Source organism: Nocardiopsis dassonvillei (assembly GCF_964273065.1).
Classification (GTDB): domain Bacteria; phylum Actinomycetota; class Actinomycetes; order Streptosporangiales; family Streptosporangiaceae; genus Nocardiopsis; species Nocardiopsis dassonvillei_B.
In genome coordinates this window covers 4703290-4723069 of record NZ_OZ186815.1, presented here as the reverse complement: position 1 = coordinate 4723069, position 19780 = coordinate 4703290, and the positions used below count along the sequence as shown (strand labels likewise).

General features: G+C 73.8%; 16 protein-coding genes and 1 pseudogene. 7 read left to right on the top strand and 10 right to left on the bottom strand.

What is annotated here, in order from left to right; translation table 11 throughout:
• Positions 1 to 81 precede the first annotated feature (81 nt).
• Both ACSUPR_RS21175 and ACSUPR_RS21170 read left to right on the top strand, forming a co-directional pair.
• Positions 82 to 837 (top strand): SDR family NAD(P)-dependent oxidoreductase, encoded by a 756-nt coding sequence (locus ACSUPR_RS21175; protein WP_436886446.1) that lies wholly within the window; start codon positions 82 to 84, stop codon positions 835 to 837.
• On the top strand, positions 834 to 1169 hold the full coding sequence (locus ACSUPR_RS21170) for a DMT family transporter (protein ID WP_436886445.1): 336 nt from the start codon (positions 834 to 836) through the stop codon (positions 1167 to 1169). Before ACSUPR_RS21175 ends, ACSUPR_RS21170 begins: the two co-directional genes overlap by 4 nt.
• A 38-nt stretch (positions 1170 to 1207) precedes the next feature.
• Here the strand turns inward: ACSUPR_RS21170 and ACSUPR_RS21165 are convergent, their stop codons facing one another.
• The 5 genes and pseudogenes from ACSUPR_RS21165 to moeZ all read right to left on the bottom strand — a co-directional run bounded on the left by ACSUPR_RS21165 (position 1208) and on the right by moeZ (position 10083).
• On the bottom strand, positions 1208 to 4699 hold the full coding sequence (locus tag ACSUPR_RS21165; RefSeq protein WP_436886444.1) for an ATP-dependent helicase: 3492 nt from the start codon (positions 4697 to 4699) through the stop codon (positions 1208 to 1210).
• Positions 4692 to 7831: pseudogene (locus ACSUPR_RS21160) on the bottom strand (ATP-dependent helicase). The gene ACSUPR_RS21165 and the pseudogene ACSUPR_RS21160 overlap by 8 nt, the downstream one beginning before the upstream one ends.
• An 86-nt stretch (positions 7832 to 7917) precedes the next feature.
• Complete coding sequence (locus tag ACSUPR_RS21155; RefSeq protein ID WP_436886443.1) at positions 7918 to 8244, bottom strand: MGMT family protein; 327 nt, start codon at positions 8242 to 8244, stop codon at positions 7918 to 7920.
• A 141-nt stretch (positions 8245 to 8385) separates the two neighbouring features.
• Positions 8386 to 8772, bottom strand: a complete 387-nt coding sequence (locus ACSUPR_RS21150; RefSeq protein WP_436886442.1) for an SPW repeat protein — start codon at positions 8770 to 8772, stop codon at positions 8386 to 8388.
• 147 nt (positions 8773 to 8919) lie between these two features.
• Positions 8920 to 10083 (bottom strand): adenylyltransferase/sulfurtransferase MoeZ, encoded by a 1164-nt coding sequence (gene moeZ / locus ACSUPR_RS21145; protein ID WP_436886441.1) that lies wholly within the window; start codon positions 10081 to 10083, stop codon positions 8920 to 8922.
• Between the two features lie 295 nt (positions 10084 to 10378).
• Between moeZ and ACSUPR_RS21140 the strand changes: the two genes are divergently transcribed.
• From ACSUPR_RS21140 to ACSUPR_RS21130, 3 genes are all read left to right on the top strand, one after another.
• Positions 10379 to 10594: a hypothetical protein gene (locus tag ACSUPR_RS21140; protein WP_436886440.1), complete on the top strand. Its 216-nt coding sequence runs from the start codon at positions 10379 to 10381 to the stop codon at positions 10592 to 10594.
• 188 nt (positions 10595 to 10782) lie between these two features.
• Complete coding sequence (locus tag ACSUPR_RS21135) at positions 10783 to 11433, top strand: TetR/AcrR family transcriptional regulator (RefSeq protein ID WP_436886439.1); 651 nt, start codon at positions 10783 to 10785, stop codon at positions 11431 to 11433.
• 301 nt (positions 11434 to 11734) lie between these two features.
• Positions 11735 to 12532, top strand: coding sequence for a mechanosensitive ion channel family protein (locus ACSUPR_RS21130; protein ID WP_436886438.1), 798 nt, complete (start codon positions 11735 to 11737; stop codon positions 12530 to 12532).
• Positions 12533 to 12669: 137 nt separating this feature from the next.
• Here the strand turns inward: ACSUPR_RS21130 and ACSUPR_RS21125 are convergent, their stop codons facing one another.
• The 3 genes from ACSUPR_RS21125 to ACSUPR_RS21115 all read right to left on the bottom strand — a co-directional run bounded on the left by ACSUPR_RS21125 (position 12670) and on the right by ACSUPR_RS21115 (position 14446).
• Entirely contained in the window at positions 12670 to 12912 is a 243-nt protein-coding gene (locus ACSUPR_RS21125) for a hypothetical protein (protein ID WP_436886437.1), read from the bottom strand.
• Positions 12913 to 13176: 264 nt separating this feature from the next.
• Positions 13177 to 13488, bottom strand: coding sequence for a DUF6401 family natural product biosynthesis protein (locus tag ACSUPR_RS21120; protein WP_436886436.1), 312 nt, complete (start codon positions 13486 to 13488; stop codon positions 13177 to 13179).
• 262 nt (positions 13489 to 13750) lie between these two features.
• The gene (locus tag ACSUPR_RS21115; protein ID WP_436886435.1) at positions 13751 to 14446 is read right to left on the bottom strand and encodes a ferritin-like fold-containing protein; all 696 of its coding nucleotides are present in this window, start codon (positions 14444 to 14446) and stop codon (positions 13751 to 13753) included.
• A 579-nt stretch (positions 14447 to 15025) separates the two neighbouring features.
• Here ACSUPR_RS21115 and ACSUPR_RS21110 point away from each other — a divergent pair.
• Both ACSUPR_RS21110 and ACSUPR_RS21105 read left to right on the top strand, forming a co-directional pair.
• Positions 15026 to 16567 (top strand): DEAD/DEAH box helicase, encoded by a 1542-nt coding sequence (locus ACSUPR_RS21110; RefSeq protein ID WP_436886434.1) that lies wholly within the window; start codon positions 15026 to 15028, stop codon positions 16565 to 16567.
• A 244-nt stretch (positions 16568 to 16811) separates the two neighbouring features.
• Positions 16812 to 17720 carry an alpha/beta fold hydrolase gene (locus ACSUPR_RS21105; RefSeq protein WP_436886433.1) on the top strand — a complete coding sequence of 303 codons (909 nt, stop codon included), beginning with the start codon at positions 16812 to 16814 and terminating at the stop codon, positions 17718 to 17720.
• 57 nt (positions 17721 to 17777) lie between these two features.
• Here ACSUPR_RS21105 and ACSUPR_RS21100 read toward each other — a convergent pair whose 3' ends face one another.
• Both ACSUPR_RS21100 and ACSUPR_RS21095 read right to left on the bottom strand, forming a co-directional pair.
• Positions 17778 to 18770: an MBL fold metallo-hydrolase gene (locus ACSUPR_RS21100; RefSeq protein WP_436886431.1), complete on the bottom strand. Its 993-nt coding sequence runs from the start codon at positions 18768 to 18770 to the stop codon at positions 17778 to 17780.
• A 110-nt stretch (positions 18771 to 18880) separates the two neighbouring features.
• A complete protein-coding gene (locus ACSUPR_RS21095) occupies positions 18881 to 19756 on the bottom strand; it encodes a PHP domain-containing protein (protein ID WP_436886430.1) in 876 nt (291 codons plus the stop codon).
• Between the last annotated feature and the right edge of the window lie 24 nt (positions 19757 to 19780).

Sequence of the window (19780 nt, the reverse complement as noted above, 5' to 3'; positions counted from 1 at the left end):
CCTGCGCCGCTTGAAAACGGAATTAATTCCACTTAGTGTCGTGCGTGTCGGACCCGCCCCTCCACGAACCGGGAGCCCTCCATGGCCCTGCACGACCTCCGCCCCCTCCACGGGCGCACCGCCCTCGTCACCGGCGGCAGCCGGGGCATCGGCGCCGCGATCGTCCGCCGCCTCGCCGCGGACGGGGCCGACGTCGCCCTCACCCACACCCGCTCCGAGGAGCGGGCCCGCACCGTCGTCCGGGACGCCCGGGCCCTGGGAGTGCGGGCGATCGCCGTCCGCGCGGACTCGGCCGACCCCGAGGCGCTGTGCTCGGCCGTCGACCTCGTCCACGAACGGCTCGGCGGGCCGCACATCCTGGTCAACAACGCCGGGGTGGCGCCGTTCGGGCCGTTCGAGGGGTTCACCGTCGCCGACTTCGACCGGGCGATCGCCGTCCACGCCCGCGCCGCGTTCGTCGCGGCCCAGGCCGCCGTCCCGCACATGGGGCCCGGCGGCCGGATCATCGGGATCGGCACCAACCTGAGCGAACGCGCGGCCCTGCCCGAGGCCGTGCTGTACGCCACCGGCAAGTCCGCCCTGCTGGGGTTCACCCGCTCCCTGGCCCGCGAGCTCGGCCCGCGGGGGATCACGGTGAACCTCGTCCACCCGGGGTCGACCGACACCGACATGAACCCGGCCGACGGGCCCGGTGCCGACGCCGAACGTGCGCTCACCGCCCTGGGGCGCTACTGCTCCCCGGAGGACGTCGCCGCGTCGGTGGCCCACCTGGCCGGACCCGGCGGGCGCGGCATCACCGGAACGTCCATCCTGGTGGACGCGGGAGCGAACGCGTGAACGGGCCGCTGGCCTGGGCCCTGCTCGCCACGGCCGCCGCCCTGGAGGTCGTATGGGCGCTCGCCATGAAGGAGTCCCAGGGGTTCACCCGCCTGTGGCCCAGCGTCCTGACCGTCGCCGCGGCCGCCGTGAGCTTCGGCCTGCTGTCGCTGGCCCTGCGCGAGCTGCCCGTCGGCACCGCCTACGCCGCCTGGGTCGGCCTGGGCGCGACCGGCGTGGTCCTGGCCGGCATCACCCTGTTCGGCGAGAGCGCGAGCCCCTTGCGGATCGGCTGCGTGCTGCTCATCCTGGGCGGGGTCGTCGGCCTGCACCTCCTGGAGTCCCGCCCCTGACCGCGCCGCCGATCCCCGCACGCCCGCCCGCCTCCCGGTCAGGGTTCGGGAACGGACGCGATGAGAGCAGCCAGCCCCTCCGCGTCCAGCAGATCCGTCGGACGGACCGTCTCATCCGCCCGCACGTAGTGGAACGCCGCCCGGACCTCCTCCAACTCCACCCCCTGCAGATCCGCCCAGGCCAACCGGTACGCCGCCAGCTGCACCCCGACCGCACGGCGCTCCGCCGCGTTCTGCGGGGGCCGCCCGGTCTTCCAGTCCACGACGTCGTAGCCCTTGCCCGGCTCGTGGAACACCGCGTCCATCCGCCCCCGGATGAGCCGGTCGCCGATCACCGTCTCGAACGGCACCTCCACCTCCACCGGGATCCGCTTGCCCCACTCGCTCTTCTCGAAGAGCTCCTGCAGCTCCGCCAGGTCGTCGTCCTCCCCCGCGGTCTCGTCGGCCGCGCCCGGCAGCTCGTCCAGGAGCGTCGCCGTACCCGGCCCGAAGCGGCGCTCCAGCCAGGTGTGGAACGCCGTCCCCCGGCGGGTGTGCGGGGCCGGGGGCCGCGGCAGCGGCCGCCGGATCTGGCGTGCCAGCCCCGACGGGTCGCGGGCCAGCCACACCATCGAGGACACCGACAGGTGGGCGGGCAGCTCCACCGCGACGGTGCCGCCCTCGGCCCGCTCGGCCTCCCGGGCCCGGTGCGCGAGGAGCAGCCCCGTGTCGCGCTCCCACCCCTGGAGGCGGCGGCGCAACTTCTCGTGGCGCTTCGGGTCCGGCGGCACCGCCCTCCCCTCCCGCAGCGCCGCGCGGGCCCGTTCCACCAGGGCCGCGCCCGCCTCGATCTCCGCCCGGCGGGTGACCGCACCCTCCACCTGGGCGAGGGTGCTCGGGGTGGCCTCGCTGTCGCTCTGCGGGTCCCCCTGCAGGGGCGGCCACACCGCCTCGCCCTCCTCGTCGTCGTGCGGGTTGGTCTCGTCGAGCTCGGGCGGGTCGGCCCAGTCGATCACCCGCCCCGCCCCCTGCTCGCAGGCCTCGCGGATCTCCTCCAGGAAGACCGAGGGCCCGCGCGGCGTGGTGCCGGTGCGCCCCCACCAGTGACCCGTGCAGACGAGGCGGAAGGACGCCCGGGTGACCGCCACGTACGCGAGGCGGCGCTCCTCCATGAGGTGGCGGGCCGTCTCCGCCTCCCTGAACGCGGCGATGCCCTGCTTGTCGACCCCGGTGAGCTCGGGCAGGCTGGCGCGGTCGCCGCGCAGGGGGTACGGCAGCAGGTGGTCGGCCGCCACCCAGGCCTTGGCGTTGCGGGGCGCCGCCGGGAACACCGGGTTGCGCCCGCCGCTGATGCCCGGCACGAACACCACCGGCCACTGGAGCCCCTTCGCCCCGTGCATGGTCATGAGCTTGACGCTGTTCGAACCGCCGACGCGCTCCCCGGGGGCGAGTCCGCTCTCGTTCTCCTCGGCGGCGCGCAGGTAGCTGAGGAAGCTCCCCAGGGACGGGTCGTCGCTGTTGCCGACGAACCGGACGGCGTGGTCCACGAACGCGTCCAGGTCGGCGCGGGCCGAGAGCGGGTCGCGGCCGCTGCGCGCGGCCACCTCGATGTCGAGGCCCAGGAGGCGTTCGACCTCGGTGATGAGGTCCGGCAGCGGCTGGCCCACGAGCTTGCGCAGGCCGCGCAGCTCCTCGGAGAGCCGCAGCAGGCGCGCGTACCCGGTCTCGGAGTAGTTCTCCTGCGGCCCCGGGTCGTCCACGGCGTCCACCAGGCTGCCGCTCTCCGCGGTGAGGTCCAGGACGGTGCGGCGCAGTACGTCGTCCCCAGGGTCGTCGGGCCCGTCGCGGGTGAGGTCGCGGCGGGAGTGGCGGGCCAGTTCGGTGGCGCGCGCGCCCAGGGCCGCGAGGTCGCGGGGGCCGAACCGCCAGCGGGGCCCGGTGAGCAGGCGGGCGAGCTCGTTGCCCGCCGCGGCGTCGTGCACCACCCGCAGGGTCGCGATGATGTCGCGGACCTCGGGGACGAGCATGAGCCCGCCCAGGCCCACGACCTCCACGGGAACGCCGCGCGCTTCGAGCTCCTCCCGCAGCGCCGGGAACTGGGCGCGGCGGCGGCACAGGACGGCGATGTCGCCGGGGGCCGTGCCGCCGTCGGCGGCGCTCCCGGACTCGCCCGGGGGCCAGGGCTGCCCGTCGGGGGCGGTCTCCGGGTCGCGGCGCACCCCCTTGACCAGGTCGGCGATGCGGGCGGCGATCCACGCCGCCTCCTCGGACTCGGTGCGGAACAGGGCCACGTCGGCCCGTCCGCGCCCGCGCCGTGCCGGACCGGGGTAGAGGACCGGCACCTCGGCGGCCTCGGCGCGCAGCTCCTCGGAGATCCACCCGGCGACGCCCAGGATGCGCTCGCCGTTGCGGAAGCTGGTGGACAGCTTGCGGACGGCCGCGGGCCGGCCCGGGGCCGCCGGGAAGTCGGTGGGGAACCGGGTGAGGTTGGCGGCGATCGCCCCCCGCCAGCCGTAGATCGACTGGCAGGGGTCGCCGACGGCGGTCACGGCGTGGCCGTCGCCGAACAGCGAGCGCAGCAGGACGAGCTGGGCGTGGCTGGTGTCCTGGTACTCGTCGAGGAGCACCACCCGGAAGCGGCTGCGCTCGACCAGGCCCACCTCGGGGTGGTTCTCGGCGATGCGGGCGGCCAGGGCCATCTGGTCGCCGAAGTCCATGGCCTCCCGGCTGTGCTTGGCGTGGGCGTAGCGCTCCACGAGGGGCAGCAGCTGCTCCCGGCGGCGCTGGGCGGCGACCAGGTCCCGCGTCTCCGCGGTGGGCCGCTTGGGGAGTGCGTCCACCTGCGCCTGGATCCACCGCCCGATGCCGCGTACGCGTTCGGGGGTGGTGAGGTGGTCTGCGATCTCGCCGGACAGGTGCAGCACGCGTTCGATGACGGTGTCCGCGCCCACGGTGATCAGGTCCATGGGCCCGTCGTACTCGCCGACGACGCGCGCGGCCAGCTGCCAGGCCTGGCCCTCGCTGAGCAGTCGGGCGGTGGGCTCCACGGCCTCGCGCAGGGCGTGGTCGGCGACGATGCGCCCCGCGTAGGCGTTGTACGTGGAGACGGTGGGCTCGCCGTCCAGGACACCCTCACCGGCCCCTCCCCCGGCCTCCACACCGGTGCCTCCTCCAGCCCCCTCGCCCGGCCGGCCGCCGACAACGTCGTCACCGAGCCTGTCGCGCAGCTGGTCCAGCCGCCTGCGCACGCGTTCGGCGAGCTCGGCGGTGGCCTTGCGGGTGAAGGTGAGCCCCAGGACCTGCTCGGGACGCACGTACCCGTTGGCGACGAGCCACACCACACGGGAGGCCATGGTCTCGCTCTTGCCCGAGCCCGCGCCGGCGATGACCACACCGGGTTCGAGGGGGGCGGAGATCACCTCGGACTGCTCGGCGGTGGGTTCGGGCTGTCCCAGGAGGCGGGCGAGTTCCGCCGGGGTGAACCGGGGGTGCGCTGCCGGGGTGGACCGGGGGTGTGCTGCGGGGGTGGAGCGGGGGTGGCCTTCAGACATGTCTGCCCTCGTCTTGGACCGGGCAGCAGGCGCGCACGGCGCACGACCTGCATCCCTTGTTGCGGGTGGCGGTGAACCGGGAGCCGCCCATACCGACGGCGACCTCGGTGACGAGGTCCTGCGCCCAGTGGGGGTCGGGGTCCTCGCCGAGGGGGCGCTGGACCTGCTCCCGGGCGTTCTTGAGCTTCTCGCCGAGCTGGACGAGCATCGCCCCGCCCGGCTGTGCGAGGCCGAGTTCGGCGAACGCGCCCTTGAGCACGGCCATCTGGTAGACGCCGAGCTGGGGGTGGCGGTCCAGGTCCTCGGCCTTGGCGGCGCCGGTCTTGATGTCGACGACCACGGCGCGGCCCTCCGCGTCGCGTTCGAGCCGGTCGACCCGGCCGGTGATCTCGATGCCGCCGACCTCGACCTTGAACCCCTCCTCGGTGACCATGAGCTCGCGTTCGTTGCGGCGTCCCAGGTGAGGAGTTTGCGGACCATCGTGTCGGCGCGTTCGCGCTGTTTGTCGGCCTGCCAGGGGCCGCCGAAGTCGAGGTCGGCCCAGATCTCGTCCATCCGCCGGGCGATGTCCTGCGGCGGGGTGCCCTGGGCGACCAGGACGGCGACGGCGTGCACGACGGTGCCCAGCGCGGACGCCGAGTCTCCGGAGGACGCCCCGGCGGCCCGCTCCAGCAGCCAGCGCAGCTGGCAGTTGGTGAAGCTCTCCACCTGGGAGGGCGAGACCCGGATGGTGTCGCCCTCGTCGGCCAGGGGCCGGTCGTCGGAGAACGGGGTGAGGGCGTACCACTCGGCGGGGTCGGCCCCGCGCACCCCCTCCTCGGCCAGGCGGGCCAGGTGGACGGCGGCGGCGTCGCGCAGCGCCCCGGGCGCGGTGCGGTCGGTGACCACCGAGCGCAGGTCGGCGACCAGGGACGGCAGGGACAGCCAGCGCACGCCGGTGCCGACGGGCTCGGGGTCGCCCACGCCCATCTCGGCGAGGAAGCGGGAGGGCCGCTGCTCGGCGTCGTCGCCGCCCACGGCGGTGACCACGAGGGTGTGCCGGGCGCGGGTGAGGGCGACGTAGAACAGGCGGCGCTCCTCGGCGAGCAGCTTGGAGGCCAGTGCGGCGCCGGAGGAGTCGGCGGAGTGCACGTCGGCGTCCACCAGCTCCTCGACGCCCAGCAGGGAGCCGCGCAGGCGCAGGTCGGGCCAGTCACCCTCCTGGACCCCGGCGACCACCACCAGCCCCCACTCCAGGCCCTTGGAGCGGTGGGCGGTGAGGATGCGCACGGACTCGCCCTCGGGGGCGCGCTCGGCGAGGCTGTCGCCGGGGATCTCCTGGGCGGCCAGGTCGGCGAGGAACCCCTCCGGGGTGCCGGGGGGCAGCCGGTCGCAGTAGCGGGCGGCGCTCTCGAACAGGGCGACCACGGCGTCGAGGTCGCGGTCGGCGGCGGCGCCGCGGCGGCCCCCGGCGAGGCTGGCGCGCAGCAGCCGGTCGGCCAGGCCGCTGTCGCGCCACAGCCGCCACAGGACCTGCTCGGCGTCGGCGCCGCGGGCGTCGAGGTCGCGGACGGCGGCCAGCGCGGTGGCGATGCGCAGGGCGGGTGCTGCCACCTCGGGGTCGACCAGGGCCAGGTCGGCGGGCTGACGCAGGGCCTCCACCAGCAGCAGGGAGGCGGGCCGGTAGGCGCCCTCGCCGTCGCCGCTCTCGCGTTCGGCGGCTGCCCGGTCCAGGTCCAGGCGGCGCAGCGCGCGGGTGAGGCGGCGCAGGCCGATGGCGTCCGCGTCGCCGAAGGGGCCGGTGAGCAGGTCGCGGGCGGCCTCGTCGTCGAGTTCGCCGGGGCGCAGCCCGAAGCGGATGAGGGACAGCAGCGGCCGCACGATGGGCTCGGCGGCCACCGGCAGCTCGTCGGCGCCGACGGCGACCGGCACCGAGGCGGCGACCAGGGCGCGGCGCAGCACCGGCAGCTGGCGGGTGGCCGAGCGCACCAGGATCGCCATGTCCGACCAGGGGACTTTGTCCACCAGGTGGGCGCGGCGCAGGGTGTCGGCGATGACCGCCGCCTCCTGGGTGGGGCTCTCGGCCATGAGCAGCCGCACGCTGCCGGGGGGCAGCCCGTCGGCGGGGACCAGGGCGCGGTGCTCGTTGACGTGGCCGGGCGCGGAGGCGACGGCGGGCAGGCGCCGGGTGACGGACCGGGAGGCGGCGAGCAGGGCGGCGCCGCTGCGGCGGCCCGTGCGCAGCGCCACCACCGGCGCGGGCGTGCGGCGGACCGTGCGGAAGCGGTCGGGGAACTCCAGGATGCCGCGCACCTCGGCGCCGCGGAACGCGTAGATGGACTGGTCGGGGTCGCCGACGGCGACGAGGTCGCGGCCGTCGCCGGCCAGCGCCCGGAGGAGTTCCTCCTGGGCGGGGTCGGTGTCCTGGTACTCGTCGACGAACACGACCTCGTTGGCGGCGCGCTCGCGCTCCTGCACCTGCGGGTCGGAGAGCAGGCCGGCGGCGATCCGCACCAGCTCGGCGTAGTTGAGGGTGGGCACGGGGGCGATGTCGAACCGGCCGTTCATCCGGGCCAGGAAGCCGGCGGCGGCCTCCCAGTCGTCGCGGCCGCGCTCGCGGCCCAGCCGGGCCAGGGCCTCGGGGCCCAGGCCGCGCTCCTCGGCGCGCATGAGGAAGTCGCGCAGCTCCTCGGCGAACCCGCGGGTCTCCAGGGCCGGGCGCAGCCGCTCGGGCCAGGCGAGGCCGCCCTCCTCGGCCTCCCAGTGCAGGAGTTCGCGCACCTCCATGAGCTGCTCGGGCCCGGACAGCAGCCGGGGCGGCCGGTCGCCCATGCGCTGGAACTCGCGGCGGATGAGCGCGTAGGCGTAGCCGTGGAAGGTCATGGCGAGGGGCTCGCGGGTGGTGCGGCGCAGCCGCCCGGTGATGCGCTCGCGCAGCTCCTGGGCGGCCTTGCGGCCGAAGGTGAGGACCAGGACGCGGGAGGGGTCCACCCCCCGGTTGTCGATGCGGTCGACGACGGCCTCGACGATGGTGGTGGTCTTTCCGGTGCCGGGACCGGCGAGCACCAGGAGGGGGCCGCCCTCGTGGTCGACGACCTTGCGTTGGTTCTCGTCCAGCACCGGCGGCGGCTGCACCCGGTGGGGGCGCCGCACGAGACGGTACGGGGATGTGTTCACCCCACCAGTTCACCAGAGGGTGCCGACCGTCCCGGACGGCGCGGGGAGCCCCCGGGGTGCCCTCAGCCTCCGCTTTCCCCGTCCCATCGGGCGTTGCGCATGTCCACGCGGTCACTTCCGGGGCGCATCGGGGTGGCCTCCGCGGCGTAGTGCGACAAGGCTCTCACCTCGTGGCCGGAGGCGGGCCTGCCGTCCGCGCGGACCACCCGCCACCAGGGCACGCCGCCGCCCCAGGAGGACATCACGGCGCCGACCTGGCGGGGTCCGCCCCGGCCGACGTACTCGGCGATGTCGCCGTAGGACATGACCCGTCCCGGCGGGATCCGCTCGACCACGGCCAGGACCTCGTCGGCGTACTCGTCGGGGCCGCCGTCCTCATCGGTGAACACGGCCACACCCTAGCGGGGACCGCGGACGGGAACAGCGCGGTGCGCAGGACCACGGACGGGAACAGCGCGGTGCGGGGACCACGTGCGGAAGGGAGAGGGGCCGGTGCCGTGCGGCACCGGCCCCCGGATGGTCCGCCGGGGTCAGGTCGGGACCTCGTTCACGTGCGCGCTCCAGGCGGAGTCGGGATCGCGGCGCCGTGCCTTCCTGGCCTGGAGCAGGCCGTAGGCGCCCAGCACGGCGATGCCGCCGCCGATGATCCACGCGGTCCACGCGGCCAGGGGCAGGTGGGTGTAGCCCAGCAGCCACGGCATCGCGAACACGAGCACGCCGATCGCCAGCACCGCGACCTCCCCGAAGATCGCGCCGGGTCGGGTGAGCGAGATGACGGCCGCCATGATGACGCCCAGTCCGAGTACGAACAGCGCGCCCCCGCTGAAGCCGTACATCCCGTGCCAGATGAAGCTCAGTCCCAGCGCCAGACCGGCGGCGATCGCCACCCAGTCGGCCCGGCGTCCCTTCTCACGCATGGTGCCACCTCCCTGCGGCGGGCCGCCCCGACGCTCGGCAGACGGCCCCTGGGAGGTCTTCTACCCATCCGGGCTCCGGATACGGCGGACGGCGCCGGGGGATCCCGGCGCCGTCCGAGGAGGGGCTGCGGCCGTCGGCCGTCCGCGCTAGTACGACGGGAGGCTGGGGTCGACCTGGTTGACCCAGGCCAGGACGCCGCCGCCGACGTGCACCGCGTCGGCGAAGCCCGCGGCCTTGACCGCGGCCAGCGCCTCGGCCGAGCGCACGCCCGACTTGCAGTGCAGGACCACGCGCTTGTCCTGGGGCAGCTTCTCGAAGGCCTTGCCGTTGAGGAACTCGCCCTTGGGGATGAGCGTGGCGCCCGGGATGCTGACGATCTCGTACTCGTTCTTCTCGCGGACGTCCACGAGGAAGATGTCGTCGGGCTTGTTGTCGAGGAGGTCCTTGAGCTCGCCCGCGGTGATCGTCGACCCGGCCGCGGCCTCGGTGGCCTCCTCGGAGACGACGCCGCAGAAGGCCTCGTAGTCGATGAGCTCGGTGACCGGCTCGGTGTCGGGGTCCTTGCGGACCTTGACCTCGCGCCAGGTCATCTCCAGGGCGTCGAAGATGAGCAGGCGGCCCACCAGCGGGTCACCGATGCCGGTGATCAGCTTGATGGCCTCGTTCACCATGACGGACCCGATGGAGGCGCAGAGCACGCCCAGGACGCCGCCCTCGGCGCAGGAGGGGACCATGCCGGGCGGCGGGGGCTCGGGGTACAGGTCGCGGTACTGGGGCCCGTACTCGTTCCAGAAGACGCTGACCTGGCCGTCGAAGCGGTAGATGGAACCCCACACGTACGGCTTGTTGAGGATGACGGCGGCGTCGTTGACCAGGTAGCGGGTCGCGAAGTTGTCGGTGCCGTCGAGGATCAGGTCGTAGCCCGCGAAGATCTCCAGCGCGTTGTCGGAGTCCAGGCGGTCCTGGTGGAGGATGACCTTCACATCGGGGTTCACCTCCTTGATGCTGTCGCGGGCCGACTCGGCCTTGGGGCGGCCCACGTCGCTCTGGCCGTGGATGATCTGGCGCTGGAGGTTGGACTCGTCCACGACGTCGAAGTCGATGATGCCGAGCGTGCCCACACCCGCGGCGGCGAGGTAGAGCAGCGCCGGGGAACCCAGCCCGCCCGCGCCGACGACGAGCACCTTGGCGTTCTTCAGGCGCTTCTGCCCGTCCATGCCCACGTCGGGGATGATCAGGTGTCGCGAATAGCGGCGCACCTCGTCCACGGTCAGCTCGTCAGCTGGTTCCACCAGCGGCGGCAGCGACACGGTGACTCCTCATGTCTGTTCGTGATGCTTCGCACCGCCCGGAGCAGGAGGACCACGGGCGCGGGGGCCGCGGGGCGCGAAGCGTGCTTGCTCTTATACCCAACCTAACGGGTGGGGTTTTCCATTCCCACCCCCGGGGCGGTGTCGGTGGGCACACCCGGACCGCCCACCGGCGGGACCGCGCCCCCGGGGGCGGCAACCGCACTGACCCGCCGATTCATTCCCGCCGCCTCCCTTGCCCGCACCGCGGCGGCGGGTAGGGTCGGCGGTGAGTCCGCAGACATGGGAGGCACCCGTGACCGAAGACCCGAGGACACGCCCCGCACCCGGGGAGGACCCCGCCGCCGAGGTCCCCGAGGCCGACGCCGCCGAGCAGCGGCTGCCCGCGACCGACACGGAGGACGAGGACTGGCTGGAGCGCGCCGAGGGCGGGGAGCTCCCGGAGGCCGACGAGGCCGACGTGGTGGAGCAGCTGCGCGGGGCCGGGGACGAGGACGACGAGCGGCGCTGACCCCGCGCCCCGGCCGCCCCGTCCCGTCCGAGAGGACGAACGCCTATGTCACAGGTAACTTACGCAGGAGTAAGATGGCGGGAAAGCCGTGGAGCGCACCCTGAGCCGGGGACGCGCGCGACGGCGCCAGCCACGCAGATGTCCGATGATGGCGTGCATCTGCCATGCCGAGTTCGGAGGGTGTGGGTGTGACAGCTCCTTCAGACGCCCGCTCCCGGGGCACCCGTCTGCCCCGGGTCAGGCGCCGCCGACAGCTCCTCGCCGCGGCGCAGGAGATCTTCGTCGCCCGCGGTTACCACGCGGCCGCGATGGACGAGATCGCCGAGCGCGCGGGAGTGAGCAAGCCGGTCCTCTACCAGCACTTCCCCGGGAAGCTGGAGCTGTATCTCGCCCTCCTGGAAGAGCACTCCGAGGCGCTCGTCGAGAAGCAGCGCGAGGCGCTGGAGAGCACCGACGACAACCGCCAGCGGGTCATCGCGAGTTTCCGCGCGTATTTCGACTTCGTGGCCGGCGACGGCGAGGCCTTCCGCCTGGTCTTCGAATCGGATCTGCGCAACCTCCCGGCGGTGCGCGAGAAGAGCGAGCAGACGTTCCAGCGCTGCGCCGAACTCATCGGCGACGTGATCCGGCAGGACACGAGCATCTCCGACGAGGAGGCGCACCTGCTGAGCATAGGCCTGGTCGGCATGGCCGAGACCAGCGCCCGCTACTGGATCAACAGCCAGGGCTCGGTGCCCAAGGACGCCGCCGAGCTGCTGGTGGCCCGCCTGGCCTGGCGCGGCATCAGCGGCTGGGACCTGCACCGCGGCGGCGAGGAGCAGGGCGGCCGGGAGGCCTGACCCGCCTGTCGTGCACGAGGGGCCCCGGGCTCCGGGTCGGTTCGACCCGGAGCCCGGGGCCCCTCCCGTACGCGCGGCGGCGGGGCGCATTGTCCCCTCCCCGGAACGGCCCTGTCACCCGCCTTTCAGAAAAGGAAATACAAAGAAAAGGCAATTCCCTGCGGCCTGCCGCCATTAATGATTCGAAACGGGCCCTCCGGGTATCGCCGGGTTGAGGGGCACCGCGCTTCTCTTCGCCGGTTCCGAACGGCGACCATTCGGTACGACCGAACGGGGCGAGCGACTTGGGGGTGAAGACGTCATGGATGTGGGTCAGGGTCTGACCACTGCCTGGCAGGCGGTGGCGAGTTTCGTGCCGCTGCTGGCCGGCTTCCTGGTCATCCTCGTACTGGGCTGGATCATCGCCTGGTTCGTGGGCAAGGGTGTCGGCAAGGCTCTGCACGGAGTCGGACTGGACCGCGCCCTCCACCGCGGCGGGGTGGGCGAGTACTTCGAGCGCAGCCGCTGGAGCGCCAGCGAACTGTGCGGCAAGATCGTCTACTACGTCGCGCTGCTGTTCGTGTTCACACTCGCGTTCAACGTCTTCGGACCGAACCCGGTGAGCACGCTCCTGAACGAGGTCATCGCCTGGATGCCGCGCGGCATCGTCGCGCTCGTCATCGTGGTGGTGACGGCGATGATCGCCAAGGCGGTCCGGGACCTCATCACCGGTGCCCTGGGCGGCCTCTCGTACGGCCGCCTGCTGGCGAACATCGCGGCCGTGGCCATCCTGGCCCTCGGTGTCATCGCGGCGCTCAACCAGATGGGCATCGCCACCACCGTGACCACGCCGGTGCTGGTCGCCGTGCTGGCCACCGTGGGCGGCGTCATCGTGGTGGGCGTCGGCGGCGGCCTGATCCGGCCGATGCAGCAGCGCTGGGAGGGCTGGCTGGAGCGGGCCGAGGAGGAGACGGGCCGGCTGTCCTCGCGGAGCAGCTACGAGGCGGGCCGACAGGCCGCCATGGACCGGCCCGCGACCGCTCCGCCGCCCGGAGCCGAGGGCACCCGCACCGCGGGGGCGAGCACGGGCATGCGCGAGCGGCCCGAGGGCGGCGCCTGACGGGTACGGGCGCACAGACGCGCAGCCGAGGAGAAGGGGGGACGGAATCGAAGAGGTACAAGACGCAGGAGAACAAGGGAGGGCGGGGCCGTCGGCCCCGCCCTCCCGCTGTCGCGTGCCGTCGCCCGCGGCCCGGCCTACAGGAACTCCGAGTCCCGCAGCTCCAGGCGCGACAGGTGCTCGATCCGCCGGAACGCCAGGACCACGGCGGAGACCAGCGGCAGCAGTGCCAGCCAGAAGACCACGCTGCCCGGCCCGCTGAAGACCATGGAGGCCAACGCGACGACGAAGATCAGTGCGAAAAGCGCGAAGTCGACGCGATCCTGCTGGATCAGGACGCCGACCGGTGGGCGCGCCGCCCCGTGCCGACCGCTCCTCATTCGCATTCCTTTCTCGCGGCTCCTGCGGGCCGCTCCGCCAAGTCACGGTGTCCGGTCCGTTCCGGACCCGCATAACGCCGTGCATCCCACGTTGCATTCCGCAGTGCCGCGCCCGGTCCGTCGGGGCGCCTGTCCGGCCGCCGCGGGGTCGCCGGTGTTCCCAGCCTAGGCCCGTGAAGGGATTTTCGCCGGTGAACGGGCAGGGCGGGTGACCGTGGGGACAGCGCGTCGTCGGTCACATCGGTGCCTGCGGATGGCAACAACCTAGCGGACGAAACCGCGCTCCTTGGCCAGGCGGCAGATCGCGAGGATGCGGAGGGTCTCCCAGTCGTATTCGACGGCCTCGGAATCCCAGCCCCGCTCGAGGCAGCCGTCGAGGAACCCGTGCAGGTAGGTGCCCAGGGTCCGGGCGCTCACCTCGCCGCCGGAGGCGGCGATCCCGTCGCACACCTGCGCGGCGTGCTGGTCCAGCTCAGCGCACATCCAGGGGTCGAGCGGACCGTCCAGGGGGCCGATCCGGTGGAAGTCACGGGTGAGTCCGGCCAGCGGGTGGCGCACTGAGGTCCCACGGGGCATGGAAGTACCTACTCAGGGGTGGTCGAGACACGGGAAACTTCATCGAGTTTACGTGCGCGCCCCAACCGGTCGTCACGAAAGTGTTGGAAATTACCCGCTCTTGACCAGAGTGTCCCCAAGAGCGGGTCAAGAACCGGCACGGACGGGAATCGGATCGCGCCCCGGTGGGTACCGGCGGCGTCCGCGCGGACCGGAACGGGTCCCGCGGGGCCCGGGGCCCGTCGGTCCGGGACCGCCGGGCGGGCCCTCAGCCCTCAGGCGCTCAGGCGCTCAGGCCCATGGACTCCAGCCGGCCGGCGTGCCGGTCGGTGAGGGAGGCGAACATGCGGCTCACCGCGGCCAGGTCGCCCAGGCCGGTGGCGTCGCCCTCCTCCGTCCGCGGCCGGTCGGCGCCCTCGGCGAGCAGGGCCGCCAGGCGGGGCCGCTGCACGGCCACGGACTGGGCCTGGCCGAGTGCCTCGCCGACCAGGCGGCGCGCCCACAGCGACAGCCGCCCCGCCAGCACCGGGTCCTCGGCCAGGGCCTCGCGCACGGTCTCGGCGACGAACTCGGCGCGGCCGGTCTCGGCGAGCACCCCCTCGACCAGGATGCGGGTCTCGTCGTCGGCCAGCTCGGCGACCCGGCGGTAGAAGTCGCCCGCGATGCCGTCCGCGACGTAGGTCTTGACCAGGCTCTCCAGCCAGGTCTTGGGCTCCGTGCGCTCGTGCCAGGCGTCCAGCGGCTCCACGAACGGGGCCATCGCCTCCTCCGGGTCGACCCCCAGTTCCTCCAGGCGGTCGCGGAGCACCTGGTAGTGGGCCTGCTCCGTGGCGGCCAGCGCCGCCAGGCGGCCCTTGCCGCGCAGGGTGGGGGCCAGGACCGCGTCACCGGCGAGTCGGAAGAAGGAACCCAGCTCGGCGTAGGCCAGCAGGCCGAGGAGGTCGATCACACCGGGGTTCACAGAGGGGCCTTTGGTCATGGGCGCCAGGGTATCGCCCGGCCGTTCTCACACCGAACCGGGGACTAAACGTCCGAACGACACGGTTGCACCAGCTGGGAACGGGTAGGTCCATGCCGTCCCGCTTCGGAGAACGGCCACGTCCGCCGGGCGGGGCACCGGCTAGACTCTCCGTGACGACCTGCGTGTGCGGACCGACACGGACCCCTTCTCACACCCGCGGGGACGTCCCCGCACGCAGCGGTGTCCCCGGACACCGCGCCCCGCCGCGCGATCCGGCCGCCCGACCGAGGGCGGCCGACGACCGCGCGGACGAACCCGACGACCCACGGCGGGCCCCCGAAGGAGAAACGGGAGCGCGCCGAGCGGATGAATCCGATTTCCGGCCGGGAGCCCCCGGGCCACGGATTCGACGGCAGCGCCGCCGCACGTTCCGAACGGAACGGACGGCGAGCCGCGCCTACCGCGACGGCCCCCGAGGCCGCCCGCGACCGCATCCCGACGCGGACACGTCCTTCGTGTACCGCCAAGATGGAGGCCTGAGCCCTGAGCATCACAGACGGAACACAACAGCCCCGCATCACCTTCCGCGACCTCGGTGTGAGCACCGAGATCGCCGACGCCCTGGAGGCCGAGGGGATCGTCGAGCCCTTCCCCATCCAGGAGCTGGCCCTGCCGATCGCCCTCGGCGGCAGCGACATCATCGGACAGGCCCGGACCGGTACCGGCAAGACGCTGGCCTTCGGCATCCCCCTGCTCCAGCGCTCCCAGGAGTCCCCCGGGGAGTCCAAGCGCCCCCGGGCCCTGATCGTGGTCCCCACCCGCGAGCTGGCGATCCAGGTCGCCGCCGACCTGTCCACCGCGGGCAAGCGCAGCGGTGCCCGCATCCTGACCGTCTACGGCGGCCGCTCCTACGAGCCGCAGATCAACGGCCTCAAGGAGGGCGTCGACGTCGTCGTCGGCACCCCGGGCCGCCTGCTCGACCTGGAGAACCAGAAGCACCTGCGGCTGGACCGGGTCTCGGCGGTCGTCCTGGACGAGGCCGACAAGATGCTCGACCTCGGCTTCCTGCCGGACATCGAGCGGATCCTCACCAAGATCCCGGCCGAGCGCCAGGTCATGCTCTTCTCGGCGACCATGCCGAGCGAGATCGTCTCCCTGTCCCGCAAGTACCTGCGGCAGCCCACGCACGTGCGGGCCGGCGACGACAACGAGATCGACGGCTCGGCGATCACCAGCCGGATCGCCCAGCACGCGTTCCGCACGCACCAGATGGACAAGATCGAGATGCTGGCCCGGCTCCTGCAGTCGGAGGACCACGGGCAGAGCATGGTCTTCTGCCAGACCAAGCGGGCCTGCGACCGGGTCGCGGGCGAGCTGAAGGACCGCGGCTTCGCGGTCGCGGCCGTCCACGGCGACCTGGGCCAGAGCCAGCGCGAGCGGGCGCTGCGCGCCTTCCGCAACGGCAAGATCAACATCCTGGTCGCCACCGACGTGGCCGCCCGCGGGCTCGACGTGGACGACGTCACGCACGTCGTCAACTACGAGACCCCCGAGGACGAGAAGACCTACACGCACCGGATCGGCCGCACCGGCCGGGCCGGGCGCACCGGCACCGCCGTCACGTTCGTGGACTGGCAGGAGATGCCGCGGTGGAAGCTCATCAACGCCGCGCTGGACCTGCCGTTCAACGAGCCGGAGGAGACCTACTCCACCTCGAAGCACTTCTTCGAGGCACTGGGCATCCCCGAGGGCACCAAGGGCCGGCTGGCCGCCGACAAGCGCGCCGAGCACGCCGGTCTGGAGGCCGAGGAGATCGAGGACATCGGTGACACCGGCGGCCCCCGGGCCCAGCGCGGCCGCGGTGGCCGCGACCGCGACCGTCCGGGCGACGGTGAGCGCGCCGAGGGCCGCCGCCGCAGCAGCGGCCGGGGCGGGCGCTCGCGCCGCCGCACCCGCGGCGGAGAGAGCGTGGCGGCGGTCGCCGAGGCCCCCGCCGCCGAGAAGCGCGTGGAGGCCCCGGCCGCTCCGGCGGCCCCGGCGGCCGACAAGGGCGAGGGGGGCGAGGGCACCCGCCAGGTCCGCCGTCGCCGCCGCACCCGCGGGGGCTCGGCCGTGCGCCGCGACCCCGAGAACACCTGACCCGCTCCGAGCAGCGCCGTACGACCGCCGGGACCCCGGCGGGAGGCGGGGTCCCGCGGGCCGTCCCCTGACGGCGCCGGGCACCCGGCCGCGGCGGGCGAAGGGCACGGACACGACAGTACGGCCGCGGTCCCCGGGACCGCGGCGCACGCGGGGCGCGGTACCGGCCGGTGCCGCGCCGGCGTGGGAGATCACGGTTCCGGTCCGCACCGGACCGGGCCGCCATCGTCTAGGGTGGCCGGACGTGAGTACACCTAAGTTCCTCGACCTTCCGCCGGGCGTGCGGCGGGTCGACCTCGACCTTTCCTACGGCCCCGTGGCGGCGCTGCGGGCGCTGCCGGTATCCGGGAGTCCCGCGCTGGCTCCCGCCGTGCTCGTGCACGGCTACACCGGCAGCAAGGAGGACTTCATCGCGATCCTCCAGACCCTGGCCCAGGCCGGTCGGGAGGTGGTCGCGATCGACCTCCCCGGAACCTACGGGTCGCCGGGTCCGGAGACCCTCACGCCGCCGCCGGGCGTGCAGCGCCCGGACTACCGGCTGTCCTCGCTGGGCGAGGTCGTGGCCGAGGTGGTCGAGCAGGTCGGCGGGCGGATGCCCGTCCACCTGGTGGGGCACTCCTTCGGCGGCCTGGTGGTGCGCGAGACCGCGCTGTGCGGGATGGCCGACCTCGCGTCGCTGACGCTGCTGTGCAGCGGCCCCGCCGCGCTCCAGGGCCAGGGGGCGATGCGCACCCGCGCCCTCATCGCCGCGCTGTCCACGGACCCCTCCCGGGAGCGCCTGGAGGAGCTGTGGGAGGAGCGGTTCGACGCCGAGGCCCACCTGCGCACCCCCGACTCGGGCGTGCGCTCCTTCCTCCGCGACCGGATGGTGCAGAGCAGCCCCCTGGGCCTGCTGCGCTGCGCCGAGGACCTGCTCGGGGCCGACGACCGGGTGGAGGAGCTGGCCGCGCTGCGGCTGCCCTCCCTGGTGGTCTACGGCGAGAACGACGACGCCTGGGACCCGGCCGTCCAGGAGGACATGGCCAAGAGGATGGAGGCCAGGAGGATCGTGGTACCCGGCGCGGGCCACTCCCCCAACGTGGAGGCGCCCGAGACCACGGCCGCCGTGTTCACCGCGTTCTGGAACGAGGTGGAGTCGGTCGGCCGCCGCTGACCGCACACGGGTGCGCCCCGGTCCCCTGGCGGGGGCCGGGGCGCACCGGTGCCCGGGTCAGACCCAGGTGTCGAAGTTCTTGCTCTCGGCGGCGACGGTGGTGGCCGGGCCGCGGTCGGGCAGGATGCGGGTGTCCGGCGGCAGCGACAGCAGGGACTCGCCGATGGAGGCGAGCTGGGTCGTGTAGTCGATGTAGGTGTTGCCCACCGTGCCGGGCTCGCCCTTGCGCAGGGTGTCGCCGGAGAAGACGACGCCGAGCTGGCTGATGGAGTAGCCGACGGAGCCCGGGGAGGTGCCGGGCAGGGCCACGACGTCGATCTGGAGGTCGCCGATGGTCATGGACCCGCCGCCCTCCACCTCGTAGTCCGGGCGGTGCTCGGCGCCGTGCTGACGGCGCCACAGGCGCATCTCGCGGGGGTGCAGGGCGACCGGGGCCTCGGTCTCCTCGGCGATCTTCACCGCGGACTCGATGTGCGGGGCGTAGGCGTTGGTGCAGGCCACGAGGTAGACGTCGCGCTCGCCCACGGCCTCCAGGACCGCCTCGGCGTCGGGGCCCGGGTCGATGACGATGACGCCGTCGTCGTCGGCCCGAACGATCCAGGTGTTGCCGACGTACTCGAACTTCTCGTCGTCGAACTCGAAGGTGCCGGCGGCGCGGACCCGGGTGATGCCCTCGGAGTCGGGGCCGGTGACGCCGACCTCCTCGGTGTCGTCCGCGAAGACGTCGGTGGAGGCCCCGGCCTCGTCGTCCTCGTCCGCGGAGGCCTCGGAGTCGGTGTCGGTGTCCTCGGTGTCGGCGTCCTCGTCGGCGGAGTCGCCCTCGGCCCTCCCGGAGGGCTCCTCGGAGTCGGACGCGGCTTCGCCGCCCTCGTCCTGCGCCTCCGGGTCGGCCTCGCCGGCCTTCACCGCGGCCCCGTCCTCGGAGGTGTCCTCGGCCTTCACCGCCTCCTCGGCCCCGGCGGCCTCCTCCTTGTCGTCCACCGCGGCCTCCGCAGCGGAATCGGTGGCCTCCGGGCCGTCCTGCTTCTTCGGCTTCCGCTTCCAGAACACGGCGTCAGACCTCTCACTTAGTCCGATATTGGGTGATTGCGCTGCGACCATTGTCGCGCCCGCGCGCGATGGTCCGTACCGTACCGAACCCGCGGCGTGCACCGACAGCCTCAGCCCGTGATCATCGGGACCCCGGTGGCCGGGGCCACCAGTTCCTCGAACGCCTCCGGCGCGGTGGTCCGGACGCCCAGCCGGTGCCCGGTGAGGGAGCCGTGGTCGTCGCTGGACCCGGTGACCACCAGGCCCAGGTCGGCGGCGACACCGCGCCAGTGCCGGGTCTGCGCGCTGTTGTGCGAGGGGTGGTCGGCCTCGATGCCGCCCAGTCCGGCCTCGGCCATGCGCTCGACCAGCTCCAGGGGGACGGACCCGTTGAGGGCGCCCTCGGCGCGGCCCGGGTGGGCGAGGGAGCACACCCCGCCCGCCGCCCGTACCAGGCCGACGGCGCGCACGGGGTCGATGGCGTACCGGGACGCGTAGGCGGGTCCGCCGGAGCCGATCCACCGGTCGAAGGCGTCCTGCACGTCGCGGGCGGCCCCGGCCTCCACGATGGCGCGGGCCAGGTGCGGGCGGCCGATGGTGTTGGCGTCGGCGTACTCGTCGTGCCCGGCGCCCGCGATCTCCAGCACCCGTTCCCAGGTGACGTCCACCCCGTTCGCCTGGAGCTTGCGGACCATCTCCTCGGCGCGCGAGGCCCGGTCGGAGCGCACCCGGAGCAGCTCCTCGGTCAGGTCGGGGTCGTCCGGGTCGAACAGGTAGGACACCAGGTGGACGCTGGAGCCGCGGTAGGCGCAGGAGAGCTCCATGCCCGGGACCAGCGTGAACCCGGGAGGCAGCACCGCGGCGGCCGCCTCGACGCCGCCGACCGTGTCGTGGTCGGTGAGGGCGAGGACGTCCAGGCCCGCGGCGACGGCGTACCCGATGACCTCCTCCGGAGCATCGCCGCCGTCGGAGACGGAACTGTGGGAGTGCAGGTCGATACGTGTCACCGGCTGATCGTACTAAGCGCCGGG